This window comes from Streptomyces sp. NPDC006326, assembly GCF_040612915.1.
Lineage (GTDB): Bacteria > Actinomycetota > Actinomycetes > Streptomycetales > Streptomycetaceae > Streptomyces.
Map to the genome: position 1 here is coordinate 1 of NZ_JBEXRC010000003.1, position 13,980 is coordinate 13,980.

The window sequence follows — 13,980 nt, forward strand, 5'->3', positions numbered from 1 at the left end:
AGTCTGTTGTCTTTCCGGGGCGGGCCGGGCGGTCAAGGGTGGCCGAAGGCCATCGCGAAGCGACGCGAACGAAGAGAGCGCCCTTGACGGCCCGGCGCGACACGGAAGGACAGTGGACTGACGGGACGCCCCCGAACTCCCTCCGACGCCGGTCCGCTCAGACCCCGTCCTCCGAAGCCTGCGGCGGCTCCTGCGCCTCCGCCCCCCAGCCCGCCGGCCACTGCTGCTCCCACGCGCCCGATGCCTCCAGTTGCGCAGCCAGGCTCAGCAGCAGCGGCTCCGAGGATTCCGGGCCCAGGAGCTGGGCGCCCAGGGGGAGGCCGGTGCGGGTGAAGCCCGTCGGGACGTTCACCCCCGGCCAGCCCAGGACGTTCCACGTCCACGTGTACGGGCAGGCGGCGATCATCGCGCGGTCCGTGGCCATCGCCCCCAGTCCCGCCAGCGCCCCGATCCGCAGGGGTCCCGTGGCCGTCGTCGGGGTCAGCACCACATCGAAGCGGGTGAAGACCTCTCCGACCCGCCGTTGCAGGCCGGCCTCCGCGCGGCGGGACGCCTGCAGCGGCCGACCGCTCAGTACGCGGCCCAGCCGCACCGCCTCGTGCGTGCGCGGGTCCAGCAGCTCGGGGTCCGCCAGCCGGGACGCCAGTTCCAGGACGCCCGCCGTCGCACGGGGGACGAAGGTGAGGCCCATCTGACCGTAGCGCGGATCCTCCGGCACCACCTCGTGGCCCAGCGACTCCAAGTGGGCGGCCAGTCGCTCCACCGCAGAACGGACCTCGGGATCGAGGGACTTGGGCGTCGCGGTGAACGCCATGCCGAAGGAGAGGGCGATACGCAGCCGGCGCGGGGTACGGCGGATCGCCTCAAGCGCCGAGACGGGAGCCGGGCGGTGCAGGTCACCGGGGGCCGGCCCGCTCGCAGCGTCCAGCAGCAGCGCCGCGTCGGCGACCGTGCGGGCCAGCACACCGTTGACCGTGAGGCCGTGGAACGCCTCCGGCTCCGGCCAGGTGGAGATGCGCCCGCGCTGCGGCTTCACGCCGACCAGGTGGGTCCAAGCCGCCGGGATCCGTATGGAACCCGCCCCGTCCGAGCCGAGCGCGGCCGGGACCAGCCCGGCGGCCACCGCGGCCGCCGAACCGCCCGAGGAACCGCCGGGCGTGTGGGCCGGGTTCCACGGGTTGCGGGTCGCACCGAAGGCCGTCCCCTCGGTGCACGGCCACTGCCCCAGCTCGGGCGTCTGGGTCTTGCCGACGATGACCGCGCCGGCCGCGCGCAGCCTTCGTACCGCCTCGCTGTCCGCGGCCTTCGGCGGGAACGTTCCGGCGCAGCCGAACGCCGTCGGCTCGCCCGCGACGTCCATGTCGTCCTTGACGGCGAGCGGAACGCCGAGCAGCGGCAGCCGCTCCCCGGCGGCCAGCCGCCGGTCCGCCGCGTCGGCCTCGGCGAGCGCGGCCTCGGCCCGTACGATGCGGAAGGCGTTCAGCCGGGGCTGCGCGGCGGCGATCCGCTCCAGGGTCCGCTCCGTCAACTGACGTGCCGAGACTCTCCCCTCGGCGAGTGCTTTCACCATGCCCTGCAAGTCCCCGCACACCTGCGAGGAAGCAGAGGAATCAGGAGAAGCAGAAGAAACAGCGGAACCTGTCGTGACCGACATCGACCCTCCCCATTACCGCTCGGTAGACCGACGGTAACGGGAAGCGCTCGTGCGCAGCTAGATCCATCCCCGCAGGGAGGACATGAATCCGTCGAAGCCGTCGCGGTGGATGGTGTCTCCGGCGCTCCATGCCCTCGGCCAGCACCGTGGTCCTGCAGGATGTATGACTGGTCGACGCGCCCCCGAACGGGGTACGAAGCCGTGCGGACGCGTTGCTTACACGTGCCAATGAACCGTGTAACCCCTGTCTGGCATCCGATTCCGGCCATCCGCCAGACCCGGTCCGTGATCGGTCTGGAAAGATGCCACGGCAATGTCCCAGTCATCGAAATCGCCCTCGCCGAAGCAGTCGGCCCAGGCCCGGCGGCCCGCTCCGGCCGCGGCGCCACCCCCCGTGCCGACCAGCGCCGACGTGGCCCGGCTCGCGGGCGTGTCGCGCGCGACGGTCTCGTACGTGCTGAACAACGCCGAGGCCGTGCGCATCAGCGAGCCGACCCGCCAGAAGGTCCGCGAGGCCGCCGAGGAACTCGGCTACGTCCCGCACGCGGCGGCCCGCAGCCTGCGCGCGGGCCACACCCGGATCGTGCTGATGCCCACCTCGCACGTGCCGGTGGGTCCGCTCTACAGCGCCTTCCTCAACGAGCTCCAGTGGGCCCTGCGCCGCCTGGACTACACGGTGGTCCAGTACGGCAGCCTCGGGCTCACCGGTGACGAGGCGGCCCGCGCGTGGGCCGAGCTGCGGCCCGTCGCGGTGATCTCGCTCGGCGAGATCACCCTGTCCGCGCAGAACGTGTCCACCCTCAAGCGCGCCGGGGCCCGCGCGGTGATAACGCTGGGTCCCGCCGGTGTTCCCGGAGCCCACGCCCTGGTCATGGACCAGGCCGAGGTCGGAGCCGAGGCCGCGGCGCACCTCCTCGAACGGGGCCGTCGGCGGATCGGCGTGGTGGTCCCGGAGGAGGAGGGTCTGGAGCTGTTCTCCAGGCCCCGGCTGGCGGGCGCCCGCTCGGTCGCGGGCACAGCGATCGAGCCCCTCCCGCTCGCCTACACGGAGGAGTCCGCCGCCGCCCTGGCCGCCCGCTGGCGCTCCCTCGGGCTCGACGCGGTGTTCGCGTACAACGACGAGTACGCGATGCTCCTGATGCGAGCGCTCCTGGACGCAGGGCTGCGCGTCCCCGAGGACGTCGCCGTCATGGGCGCCGACGATCTGCTGATCGGGCGGCTGCTGCGGCCCCGGCTGAGCACCGTGCAACTGGAGCTGCCCACCGGGGACCATCTCGCGTCGCTCGTGGACCGCGCGGTGCGCGAGCCGTCCGAGATCACCCAGCGGCACGACCTGATGGGGGCTGCGGCCATCCAGCGCGAGTCCACCTGACGGCCGGCGCCCCGCCCGCTGACGGCGGCGAGGGGCAGGCCGTACGCCCTCCCCGCCCCGGCCTGCGTCGTCCTCCCTCTGTCCGCCCTCCCTCCCCTCCCTCCTCCCTCCGCCCTCCTCCCTCCTCCGGATCTTCCTCCCGCAAGGTGATCGTTGACAGCCGGCGACCGCCGGACGGAGACTGCGGGCGCGCCCCATCCGGCGCGCCCGGTCCCGTACCCGGTGTCCACCACGGCACCGGGCCCGCGCCCGCCCGTACGGATCCGCCCAGGAGAGCCCCCATGAGCATCCGCACCGTCCGCGACGTGTACGTCGTCGACGCCGTCCGCACGCCGATCGGCAAGTTCGGCGGCGCCTTCGCCGGGGTGCGCCCCGACGACCTCGCCGCGCATGTCGTCCGCGCGCTGGTGGACCGTACGCCCGACCTCGACCCCGCCCGCATCGACGACGTCGTCTTCGGCGATGCCAACGGCGCGGGCGAGGACAACCGGGACGTCGCCCGCATGGCCGTGCTGCTCGCCGGCCTCCCCGTGACCGTCCCGGGGGTCACCGTCAACCGGCTCTGCGGATCGGGTCTCGAAGCCGTGATCCAGGCCGCCCGGGCCATCGCCCTCGGGGACGCCTCCGTGGCCATCGCGGGCGGTGTCGAGTCGATGACCCGCGCCCCTTGGGTGGTCCAGAAGCCCGAGCGGCCCTTCCCCGCCGCGCACCAGCAGATGTGGTCGACCACGCTGGGGTGGCGGATGACCAACCCGCGCATGCCCGCGGAGTGGACCGTCTCGCTCGGTGAGGGCGCCGAGCTCATCGCCGAGAAGTACGGGATCACCCGCGAGGCGCAGGACCTGTTCGCCCTGGAGAGCCACCGCAAGGCGGCCGAGGCCTGGGCGGCCGGGCTGTACGACGACGAGGTCGTCCCGTACCCCGGGGTGGAACTCGTCCGCGACGAGTGCATCCGCGAGGGTTCCACGCCGGAGGCGCTGGCCCGCCTCAAGCCCGCGTTCCGTACGGACGGCACGGGCACGGTCACCGCGGCGAACGCCTCGCCGCTCAACGACGGGGCCGCGGCGCTGCTGTTGACGGACGAGGCGGGGCTCGCGGCCACCGGCCGTGAGCCGCTCGCCCGGATCAGCGCCTCCGCGGTGACCGGCATCGAGCCGCAGCTCTTCGGGCTGGGCCCGGTCGAGGCCGTGCAGGGCGCGCTGGCGAAGGCCGGCCGCGGCTTCGCCGACCTGGGCGTGCTGGAGCTCAACGAGGCCTTCGCGGCGCAGGCGCTGGGCTGCCTTGAGGCCTGGCCGGAGCTGGACCGGGCGGTGGTCAATCCGCGCGGCGGGGCCATCGCGATCGGGCACCCGCTCGGGGCCTCCGGGGCGCGGCTGGCCGGTTCGGTGGCGCACCAGCTCGCCGCGGCGGGCTCGGGCACCGGTATGGCGGCGTTGTGCATCGGCGTGGGGCAGGGCATCGCCCTGGTTCTGGAGCGCTGAGCGACCCGCGTCCGTCGAGGCGACGCCGTATCCGCGGGGCAGTACGGGCAGACCACGGTCGGCAGAGCCCCTGTCGCCAGAGCCCTTGTCGGCAGAGCCGTTCCGACGCGGCCGTGTCGATCGTTTCCGGTCACGACGGCTCGTCAACTGCCCAATAACTGAACAGATGTGGTGCCTCCGGTCTGGCACGATGGCGCGTGCTGCCGCCCCCCGCCCCACGCCCTCACCCCCCGGAGGCCCCGCGCCATGCCGCTCCTCGAACCGACGCTCTGGCAGGAGGGTGCCGCCCTCACCGGCGGTCCGGCCCCCGTCGTCGAACCCGCCACCGGCCGTACCCTCGCCACGCTCGACCTGGCCGCCCCCGCCGACGTCGCGGCGGCCGCCGTACGGGCCGAGGCCGCCCGGCACGACTGGGCGCGGGCCACCCACCCGGAGCGGGCCGCCGTGCTGCGCCGGGCCGGGGACCTGTTCACCGCCCACGCCGACGAGCTGCGGGAATGGCTCGTACGGGAGTCGGGGTCCATACCCGGCAAGGCCGACTTCGAGCTGCACGTCGCCGCGCAGGAGTGCTACGAGGCCGCCGCGCTGGCCTCGCGCCCGGCCGGGCAGGTGCTGGCGAGCGAGGCGCCCCGGCTGTCGTTCACGCGGCGGGTTCCGGCGGGGGTGGTGGGGGTGGTGGCCCCGTTCAACGCCCCACTCATCCTGTCCGTCCGCTCCGTCGCCCCGGCGCTGGCCCTGGGCAACGCGGTGCTGCTCAAGCCGGATCCCCGGACCGCCGTGTGCGGGGGCCTGGCGCCGGCCGCCGTCTTCGCCGCCGCGGGCCTGCCGGACGGGCTGCTGCAGGTGCTGCCGGGGGGTGCCGGGACGGGGGCCGCGGTGGTCGCCGATCCGCTGGTGCGGGTCGTGTCGTTCACCGGGTCCACGGCGAGCGGCCGCGCGGTCGCCGAACTGACGGGCCGTCACCTCAAGCGCGCCCACCTGGAGTTGGGCGGCAACTCGGCCCTGGTCGTGCTCTCCGACGCCGACGTCGAGGCGGCCGTCGCGCAGGCCTCCTGGGGCTCCTTCTTCCACCAGGGCCAGATCTGCATGACCGCGGGCCGGCACCTCGTCCACGCCTCGCTGTACGAGGAGTACGTGGAGCGCCTCGCCGCCCGGGCCGAGTCCCTGGTGGTGGGGGACCCGTACCGGGAACGGGTACACCTCGGCCCGCTGATCGACCGGGGGCAGCTGGAGCGGGTCCACGCGCTGGTGGAGGCCAGCGCCGAACAGGGCGCGAAGCTCGTCACCGGGGGCAGCCACGACGGCCTGTTCTACCGGCCGACCGTGCTGGCGGGGGTCGCCGAGGACTCGCCCGCCTATGCGGAGGAGGTCTTCGGCCCGGTGGCGCCGGTACGGTCCTTCGCCACGGAGGAGGAGGCGGTGGCGCTGGCCTCGGCGGGCCCGTACGGCCTCTCCCTCGGGATCGTGACCCGGGACGCGGCGCGCGGGCTGGACCTGGCCGGGCGGATCCCGACCGGCATCGCGCACATCAACGACCAGACGGTGAACGACGAGGCGGTGGCCCCCTTCGGCGGCGTCGGCGCCTCCGGCACGGGGGCCCGCTTCGGCGGGGAGGCGAACCTGGAGGCCTTCACGGAGCTGCGCTGGACCACGCTGCGCGCCGCACCGCCGGGGCACCCGTTCTAGCTGCTGCCCGCCGCTGCCGCAGGGCGGCTGCGGGCTGCGGCGGCGGGGTGACCGGGGGTGGCCGGCCCGGTCCCGCCCGGGCCGGACGGAGGCGAACCGGAATGCCGGGGACGTCTCGGTCGTTCACGCAGCATACGAGGCAATCAGGAGGTCTGGAACCGTGGCTACAGTCGAGCTCACCAAGGAGAACTTCGACCGGACGGTCAGCGAGAACCCGTTCGTGCTGATCGATTTCTGGGCGGGCTGGTGCAGGCCCTGCCTGCAGTTCGCCCCAGTCTTCGAGAGGGCCGCGGAGGCCAATCCCGACCTGGTCTTCGCCAAGGTGGACACGGAGGCGCAGCAGGAGCTGGCGGCGGCCTTCCAGATCACCTCGATCCCGACGCTGATGATCGTCCGGGACCAGGTCGCCGTGTTCGCGCAGCCGGGCGCGCTGCCGGAGGCGGCCCTGACCGACCTCATCGGGCAGGCCCGGGCGCTCGACATGGACGAGGTGCGCGCACAGATCGCGGCCTCGCAGAAGCCGTCCGCCGAGGGGGCGGCGGAGTCCGGCACGACCGAGGCCTGAGCCCCGCGTTTCACGTGAGCCTCCCTGACCCCACGTAAGGTGGCGGGACATCAGCCCGCTGCCCCGTGGAAGGTGCGTCGCATGTCGGAAGCGGTGGAGTACGACGTGGTGGTCCTCGGAGGAGGGCCCGCCGGCGAGAACGTCGTGGACCGCACGCGCGCCGCCGGGCTCAGTACCGCCCTGGTGGAGAGCGAGCTCATCGGCGGGGAGTGCTCCTACTGGGCCTGTGTCCCCAGCAAGGCCCTGCTGCGCCCGGTGCTGGCCCGGGCCGACGCGCGCCGGGTGCCGGGCCTGGCGGGCGCGGTCGGGGGCCCGCTCGACACGGCCGCGGCGTTCGCGCACCGCGACTACTGGACCGGCAACTGGAAGGACGACGGCCAGGTCGACTGGCTGGAGTCCATCGGAGCCCACGTCTACCGGGGCCACGGCCGCCTCTACGGAGTCCGGAAGGTCTCCGTCAGCAGCCCCGAGGGGGAGCACCACGTGCTCTCCGCCCGGCACGCCGTCGTCGTCGCCACCGGCAGCCGCGCCGTGGTCCCGGAGCTGCCGGGGATCGCCGGGGCGCGGCCGTGGACCAGCCGCGAGGCCACCTCCGCCCGGCAGGTGCCCGGCCGGCTGCTGATCGTGGGCGGCTCGGTGGTGGCCTCCGAGATGGCCAGCGCCTGGCAGGGCCTCGGCTCGCAGGTCACGGTCCTGGTGCGGGGCGGCCGGCTGCTGCCGCGAATGGAGCCGTTCGCGGGTGAGCTGGTCGCCGAGGCGCTGCGCGAGGCCGGTGCGGTGGTCCGTACGGGGGTGGCGGTCGAGGCGGTCGTACGGGACGGGCCGGCCGGGCCCGTACAGGTGGTGCTGGAGGGCGGCGAGATCCTGGAGGGCGACGAGCTGCTGATGGCGACCGGGCGCGCGCCGCGTACGGAGGACATCGGGCTCGACACGATCGGACTGACGCCCGGCGACTGGATCCCGGTCGACGAGGGCTGCCGGGTGGACGGGCACGACTGGCTCTACGCGGTGGGCGACGTGAACCACCGCGCCCTGCTGACCCACCAGGGCAAGTACCAGGCCCGTATCGCCGGCGCGGCCATCGCCGCCCGCGCGGCCGGCACCTCCGCGCTGGACACCGGCGCCTGGGGCGCGCACGCGGCGACCGCGGACACGGGGGCCCTGCCGCAGGCGGTGTTCACGGACCCGGAGGCGGCGGCCGTCGGGCTGACCCTCGCCGAGGCGGAACGGGCCGGACACCGGGTCCGCGCCGTCGACTACGACCTGGGCAAGGTCTCGGGCGCCGGCCTCTACGCCGACGGGTACCGCGGGCAGGCCCGGATGGTCGTCGACCTCGACCGCGAAGTCCTCCTCGGCGCCACCTTCGTCGGTCCGGGGGCGGCCGAACTGCTGCACGCCGCCACGATCGCGGTCGCGGGTGAGGTCCCGATCGCCCGGCTGTGGCATGCCGTTCCGGCCTTCCCGACGGTCAGTGAGATCTGGCTCAGGCTGCTGGAGACGTACCGCGGTTGAGGGGTGCCCGGCGGTTCGGTCCGGCGGCGCGGGCCACTTGTGGCGAATTGGCTCTGGCAGAGCGGCCGTCACCCCTGCTGAATGGCGTCACCGCAGAGCAGAGGAGCCACCGCACGTGATCGTGATAGCCCACTTCACCGACACCCATTTCGACGGCGACCCGCGGGCCGCCGACCGCACCCGCGCCGTGATGGACTACCTGGAGGAGCTGCCCTACGACCTTGACGCGGTGCTCGTGAGCGGGGACATCACCGACCACGGGAGCCCCGCCGAGTACGAGGAGGCCCGCAAGGTGCTCGTATCCCGGCACCCGATGCTCCTGTGCCCCGGAAACCACGACGAGCGAATGGCGTTCCGGCAGGGGCTGCTCCGGGACGAGCGGCCCTCGGCGGCGCCGGTCGACCAGGTGCTGCGCGGCGACGGGTTCGTACTGGCCGTGTGCGACTCGTCGGTCCCGGGCGAGCACCAGGGGCTGCTGGAGAACTCCACGCTGGCCTGGCTGGACGGCGTACTGGCGGACACCCCGCACGAGGTGCCGGTGCTGGTGGCCTTCCACCACCCGCCGGTCACGCTGCACATCCGGTACGTCGACGGGATCCGGCAGTTCGGCGAGGAGCGGCTGGCCGCGCTCGCGCAGCGCCACCCCCACCTGACCGCGTTCCTGTGCGGCCACGCGCACACCGCGGCCGCGACCACCTTCGCGGGCCGCCCGCTGCTGGTGGCGCCGGGGGTGGTCTCCACGACGCGGCTTCCGTGGGAGGCGGCGACCGGGCCCGACCCGTACGTCCACTTGGACGAGCCGCCCGTCGTCGCCTTCCACGTGCTGGGCGAGCACGGCCGGTTGACGACCCATTACCGGGTGGTGCCGGCCACCCGGTAGCTGCTGCCGTCGCGGGTACGGGTGAGGAGCCCCGAGGTGATCAGATACCGCCGCAGGGCCGAGGTGTCCTCGTGGACCGTGCGCAGGGCGTCGTTGACCTCGGGCTCCGTGTAGGTGCGGTCCTCGTCGAAGAGGGTGCGGGCGAGGTGGGCCAGCAGTTGCTCCCGTCGGGCGGCCCTGCGCGGGATCGCGACGAGGCGGCCGCCGGAGAAGAGGTCGTCGACGCCGCGGGAACTGCGGGGCGGGGTCTGAGCGGTCGGTGCGTCCAGAGCGGTCGGTGCGTCCATGCCGTGGAGCCTTCCGCACTCCCTCGCCCCGGGCAACGGATTTACCGGCGCCGTTCATGGCGGGGGCCCGCCGGTCCCGGAGTCGCTCCGGGGCCGGCGGGCCGCTGCGCACGGGCGCGGGCCGGAGTCAGGGACCGACGGTGATCTGCTGCGCCGGGTCGGTGGTGTCGGTGACCTTGTACACGGCGTTGAAGGCGGAGGACGTCGCGCTGGTCGGGCAGCCGAAGCCGCCGGTCACGGTGACGGGCACGGAGGCGTTCGTGAAGGTCAGGCTCGGCGGGGCGCCGTTGGCCCAGCTCCCGCCGACGGACGCCGGGGCCGAGGGCGCGGCGGTGACCGTACAGGTGGCCAGGCCGGTGGTGTGCACGACGAGCCCGCCGGTCGGGACGGTCATGGTGGCGGTGATCGGGGAGCCGTTCTGCATGGACACCGACCAGGAACCGCTGGTGGTGACGGTCGGGGTCACTCCCCACACGCTGGAGGTGCACGAGCTGTAGGTCGGCGGCGAGATGGGCGAGGAGACCGGTCCCGCGGCGTTCTGGTTGCCGGGGGCGGCCGGCACGGTGCCGGTGGAGACGGAAACCGTACAGGTCACCGTGACCGAACCGGCCTTGAGCGTGGCCTTCCCGCTGAGGGTGGCCTGGAAGGCGTGCCCGGCCGGGGTGACCGTGGTCGACCCGGCCAGCGGTGAGGGTGCGGCGGTGGCGGGGGCGGTGACCGAGGCCACCGACAGCGCTGCTGCGGCGGCGGTCCCGAGGGCGAGCGCGGTGCGTCGCGTGCGGCTCATGGCTGGGCTCCTTGGGGATCGGGGGACGGGGTGGAGCGGGTGGGGGCGGCGGGGCGGGGCGTGGGGGGTTCGGCTGTGGGGGTCTGGGACGCGGAGGCTTCGCCTGTGGGGGTCTGGGGCGCTGGGGTCTCGGCTGTGGGGGTCCGGGACGAGGGGGAGCGGCGCGGGGCGGCGTAGGGCTGCCAGGCGAAGATCATTCCGCCGCCGAGGATCCCGAGCAGGGTGCCGACCAGGAAGCCGCCGAGGTTCGACAGCACCAGGGCGGCGGTGGCGATGAGCGTGGTGAGGACTCCGGCGAGGCCGCGCTGGGCGGGGGAGAACCAGGCCGTGAGCCCGAGCACGATCATCACGATGCCCATCAGGACTGACGGGATGCCCGCGACTCCCTGCTGGAGCATCACTTTCAGCGGTGCGAGCGGCAGGGCGCAGATCTCGGCGCCGGCGAGGATCGCGAGGAGACCGCCCCAGAACGGCCTGCCGCGCCTCCACCGCCGCCAGCGCCGCCAAGCGCTCAGAAGCATTCCTTCTTGCCCTTGCTGATCCCCATGCTGAGGCCGGAGAGCTTGAAGGTGCCCGCATTGGTCGCCCAGGCCGTCTGCTGGAGGTCGGTGATGCTGACGGTGTCGGCCTGCTGGGCGAACAGGTCCTGCATGCCCTGCGCCTCCGCCGGCCCCTTGTCGAGGGTGGAGGCGTCCCGGCCGATCTCGATGTTGGTGAAGACCGCGTTGCCGGAGAGCTGGGTGGCGTCCACGAACAGGTTGCTCGCCTCGACCGGGGTGTTCTTGCCCGCGGTGAGGTTGAGCGAGATGTCGCCGACGACGGGGAGCGTGGTCACCACCGACTGGCAGAGGCTGTGGAGCTTGGCCTCCTTGATCGCGGTGACCGCTACCGGGATGGGTTCCTCGCGGGCGTTGACGTCGATGCTGCCGTACTGGGCGAAGCCCTCCCCCTCCAGGCTTGCCGCGGACACCTTGAACTGCTGGCCCGAGACGGCGAAGGAGGCGGCGAGGGCGCCCTGCGCGAGGGCGATGCCGAGGCCTGCGGTGACGGCGACGGCGGGAAGGGTCAGAAGGGCGAAGCGACGCCAGCGGACGCGGCCGCCGCCGGTGTCCTCGTTCGTGGGGGAGTCCGTGCCGGCCGAGCTGGAACCGTCCGATAAGTGCGGGGAATCTGCCATGAGATCGTCCCTTATTCCGGCTGTGCACCGTTGTTACCGACGAGTTGAATGTAAGAGTGCCAATGGGGGTTGGCAAGGTTGTTCGAGCGCACCCTTTCGGCCGAGTCCTACTGGCCGGTCACTGCTCCCGGCGCAGCAGCTCGGTGACTTCGGCCTCCATGCGCCGGGCCATGGCCCGCGCGAACTCCGCGGTCACGACTTCACCGGCGACCGGCCGCAGCGCCCCCACCGCGCCCGTGATGTGATCCAGTTGGGTGGCCGAAAGTGCCCCCAGGCCGTCCGCGCCGATCACATGCCGCCGGAACAGTCCGACGAACCGGTCCGCCACCGCCGCCGCCTGCGTCTGTACGAAGTCCCCCGCGTCCAGGATCTCCGTCAGCGGTACGCCCTGCCGCACGAGGGCGAGCGTCGCCTCCAGCAGCCGCCTGCTGCGGTGCGTGACCCGGTCGCCGTCGATCCGTACGTAGCCCAACTCCACAGCGCGCCGGGTGTGTTCGGCCGTCGCCCCCGGACCGAAGAGCTCGCGCAGCTCGGCCAGGGTCATGGTGACCGGCTCCTCCTGCACCCAGTCGCGGGTCATCGCCCGTTCCAGCCCCAGCAGTTGGGACAGCCCGCCGCCCGCATCCCAGGCATGCAGCAGCTCGGAGATGCCGTTGACGGTGTAACCGCGCCCGAGCAGGTCGCTGATCAGCCGCAGCCGGGTCAGGTGGTCCTCGGAGTACCAGGCGATCCGGCCCTCCCGGCGCGGCGCGGGCAGCAGCCCGCGCTCCTGGTAGTAGCGCAGGTTGCGCACCTTGACGCCGGCCGCACGGGCCAGCTCCTCGCGGCGGTAGCGGACGACTCCGCTGCCGCCGCCGTCCGCGTCCTTGTCCGCCTGGCTGCTCACGCGGCCGAGTTTAGGACGTACCGGCAGGTCACATGGGGCGCGGCCGCTCGTTCCGCTTGATCGCGCGCAGGACCACGAACTTCGGCTCGCTCGCCACCACTTCGCTGTTGCCGAAGAGGCGGCGCAGGTGCGTGTGGTACCCCATGTGCCGGTTGGCGATCACCCACAGTTCGCCGCCCGGGCGCAGTACCTTGCGCGACTGCGCGAACATGCGCAGCGCCGTCGCGTCCGTCGTCGCCTGGTGGGAGTGGAAGGGCGGATTGCACAGCACCAGGTCCACCGAGCCGCGGGGCAGCATCGCCACCCCGTCGCCGACGATGAACTCCGCGCGGTCCTGGCGCCCGCCGGGGCGGTTCGCCCCGTACGTCGCGCGGGCCGAGGCGACGGCCTGGTACGACTCGTCCGTGAACACGATCTCGGCGTCCGGATCGGCGACGGCGACCGCCGTGCCCACGATGCCGTTGCCGCAGCCCAGGTCGACGACCCGGGCGCCCGCCGTGTTGTTGGGGATGTTCTGGAGGAAGAACCGGGTCCCGACGTCCAGCCGGTCCGCGCAGAAGATCCCGGCGTGGTTGACGGCGGTCAGGCCGGCGCCCGAGCCCGCGTCCTGGTCCAGGGTGTAGGTGAGCGGCCAGGGTCCCGCGGCCGCGGCGGGCGCCCGGCCCGCGAGCTCGGGGGTGCAGAAGATCAGCCGGGCCTTCTTCTCGGCGAGCGAGGTCCGCGTCGGGCCGAGGATCCGCTCGAAGAGGTTCAGCGTCGAGGTGTGGATCTCCTTGACCATGCCCGCGCCGACCACGACGGTGCCCTGGTGGACGTGCGGGGCCAGCCGCAGCAGCTGGTCCTCCAGCAGCGCCAGGCTCTTGGGCACCCGTACGAGCAGTACGTCGATCCGCTCCGGCGGGGCGTCCTGCGTGGTCAGCAGCCGCACCGCGTCCTTGTCCGCCCCCGCCCGCTCCAGGTTCGCCTCGGTGGCGGCCCGGCTGAGGAAGGAGTCGGTGATCTGCACGGGGCGGTACGCCGCCAGCGCCGTCACCAGCGCCCCCCAGCGGTCACCGAGCACGGTGATCTGCGGGGCGCCGGACAGGTCCACCGGGCCGCGGTCGCCCGTACCGGCGTCGAGGTGGCGCAGCAGGTACTCGTCGGCGGCATCCCAGGCGCGCAGCCGGTCGCGCGGGTCCTCGGGGAAGCGGGTGAGCTCGTGGGAGCCGAAAGGCGTGGTCAGACGGTTCATCGTGGTCCCAGGCTATCCGAGGCGGCCGCCCGGCCCCGCACGGCGGCCGCTACTCGGGGAACTCGCCCGCCATCGCGGCGGCCAGCCGCAGGTACGGCGCGGCCTCCGCCGGCCGCCCCTGGCGCTCCAGCGTGCGACCGAGCATCAGCTGCGCGTAGTCCTCCACCGGCCAGCGCTCCAGGATGGCGCGGAGCTCGCCCTCGGCGCGCGAGAGCTGGGCGGAGTGGTAGTAGGCGCGGGCCAGCAGCAGGCGCGGCGCCAGCTGCTCGGGGGCCTCGGCGGCCAGGGTGTCCAGGATGCGTGCGGCCGTCGCGTACTCCTTCGCGTCGAAGAAGAGCCGGGCGCGCGCCCAGCGCTCGGCCGCCGTCCCGTGCCCGAAGTAGCCCGTCGGCGCGTTCATCGTGTCCCTTCCGCCGTTCAGGTGCTGTGTACGGGCGCTCCAACACGGGACGGCGGCTGAAC

General features: G+C 73.6%; 14 protein-coding genes. 6 read left to right on the forward strand and 8 right to left on the reverse strand.

Features of this window, described 5'->3' with window-relative positions; all coding sequences use genetic code 11:
• Positions 1-157: 157 nt before the first annotated feature.
• Positions 158-1,654, reverse strand: coding sequence for an amidase (locus tag ABZ128_RS03090; protein WP_356845726.1), 1,497 nt, complete (start codon positions 1,652-1,654; stop codon positions 158-160).
• A 313-nt stretch (positions 1,655-1,967) separates the two neighbouring features.
• On the opposite strand from ABZ128_RS03090, the gene ABZ128_RS03095 reads away from it, so the two are divergent.
• From ABZ128_RS03095 to ABZ128_RS03120, 6 genes are all read left to right on the forward strand, one after another.
• On the forward strand, positions 1,968-3,026 hold the full coding sequence (locus ABZ128_RS03095) for a LacI family DNA-binding transcriptional regulator (RefSeq protein WP_356845727.1): 1,059 nt from the start codon (positions 1,968-1,970) through the stop codon (positions 3,024-3,026).
• Positions 3,027-3,307: 281 nt separating this feature from the next.
• Complete coding sequence (locus ABZ128_RS03100; protein ID WP_356845728.1) at positions 3,308-4,507, forward strand: thiolase family protein; 1,200 nt, start codon at positions 3,308-3,310, stop codon at positions 4,505-4,507.
• A gap of 246 nt (positions 4,508-4,753) precedes the next feature.
• The gene (locus ABZ128_RS03105; protein ID WP_356845729.1) at positions 4,754-6,193 is read left to right on the forward strand and encodes an aldehyde dehydrogenase family protein; all 1,440 of its coding nucleotides are present in this window, start codon (positions 4,754-4,756) and stop codon (positions 6,191-6,193) included.
• Between the two features lie 160 nt (positions 6,194-6,353).
• On the forward strand, positions 6,354-6,758 hold the full coding sequence (locus tag ABZ128_RS03110; RefSeq protein WP_356845730.1) for a thioredoxin domain-containing protein: 405 nt from the start codon (positions 6,354-6,356) through the stop codon (positions 6,756-6,758).
• Positions 6,759-6,839: 81 nt separating this feature from the next.
• The gene (locus tag ABZ128_RS03115) at positions 6,840-8,270 is read left to right on the forward strand and encodes an NAD(P)/FAD-dependent oxidoreductase (RefSeq protein ID WP_356845731.1); all 1,431 of its coding nucleotides are present in this window, start codon (positions 6,840-6,842) and stop codon (positions 8,268-8,270) included.
• A gap of 115 nt (positions 8,271-8,385) precedes the next feature.
• Positions 8,386-9,150 (forward strand): metallophosphoesterase, encoded by a 765-nt coding sequence (locus ABZ128_RS03120; protein WP_356845732.1) that lies wholly within the window; start codon positions 8,386-8,388, stop codon positions 9,148-9,150.
• On the opposite strand, the gene ABZ128_RS03125 is transcribed toward ABZ128_RS03120, so the two are convergent.
• The 7 genes from ABZ128_RS03125 to ABZ128_RS03155 form a co-directional block, all read right to left on the reverse strand.
• A complete protein-coding gene (locus tag ABZ128_RS03125) occupies positions 9,123-9,437 on the reverse strand; it encodes a DUF2087 domain-containing protein (RefSeq protein ID WP_356845733.1) in 315 nt (104 codons plus the stop codon). The genes ABZ128_RS03120 and ABZ128_RS03125 overlap by 28 nt on opposite strands.
• A 127-nt stretch (positions 9,438-9,564) precedes the next feature.
• A complete protein-coding gene (locus tag ABZ128_RS03130) occupies positions 9,565-10,224 on the reverse strand; it encodes a hypothetical protein (protein WP_356845734.1) in 660 nt (219 codons plus the stop codon).
• Entirely contained in the window at positions 10,221-10,745 is a 525-nt protein-coding gene (locus ABZ128_RS03135; protein ID WP_356845735.1) for a DUF6114 domain-containing protein, read from the reverse strand. Before ABZ128_RS03135 ends, ABZ128_RS03130 begins: the two co-directional genes overlap by 4 nt.
• Positions 10,736-11,293, reverse strand: a complete 558-nt coding sequence (locus ABZ128_RS03140) for a DUF6230 family protein (protein WP_356845972.1) — start codon at positions 11,291-11,293, stop codon at positions 10,736-10,738. The genes ABZ128_RS03135 and ABZ128_RS03140 overlap by 10 nt, the downstream gene beginning before the upstream one ends.
• Positions 11,294-11,519: 226 nt before the next feature.
• The gene (locus tag ABZ128_RS03145; RefSeq protein WP_356845736.1) at positions 11,520-12,287 is read right to left on the reverse strand and encodes a MerR family transcriptional regulator; all 768 of its coding nucleotides are present in this window, start codon (positions 12,285-12,287) and stop codon (positions 11,520-11,522) included.
• Positions 12,288-12,315: 28 nt separating this feature from the next.
• On the reverse strand, positions 12,316-13,518 hold the full coding sequence (locus ABZ128_RS03150) for a methyltransferase (protein ID WP_356845737.1): 1,203 nt from the start codon (positions 13,516-13,518) through the stop codon (positions 12,316-12,318).
• Between the two features lie 49 nt (positions 13,519-13,567).
• A complete protein-coding gene (locus tag ABZ128_RS03155; protein WP_356845738.1) occupies positions 13,568-13,918 on the reverse strand; it encodes a tetratricopeptide repeat protein in 351 nt (116 codons plus the stop codon).
• Positions 13,919-13,980 lie beyond the last annotated feature (62 nt).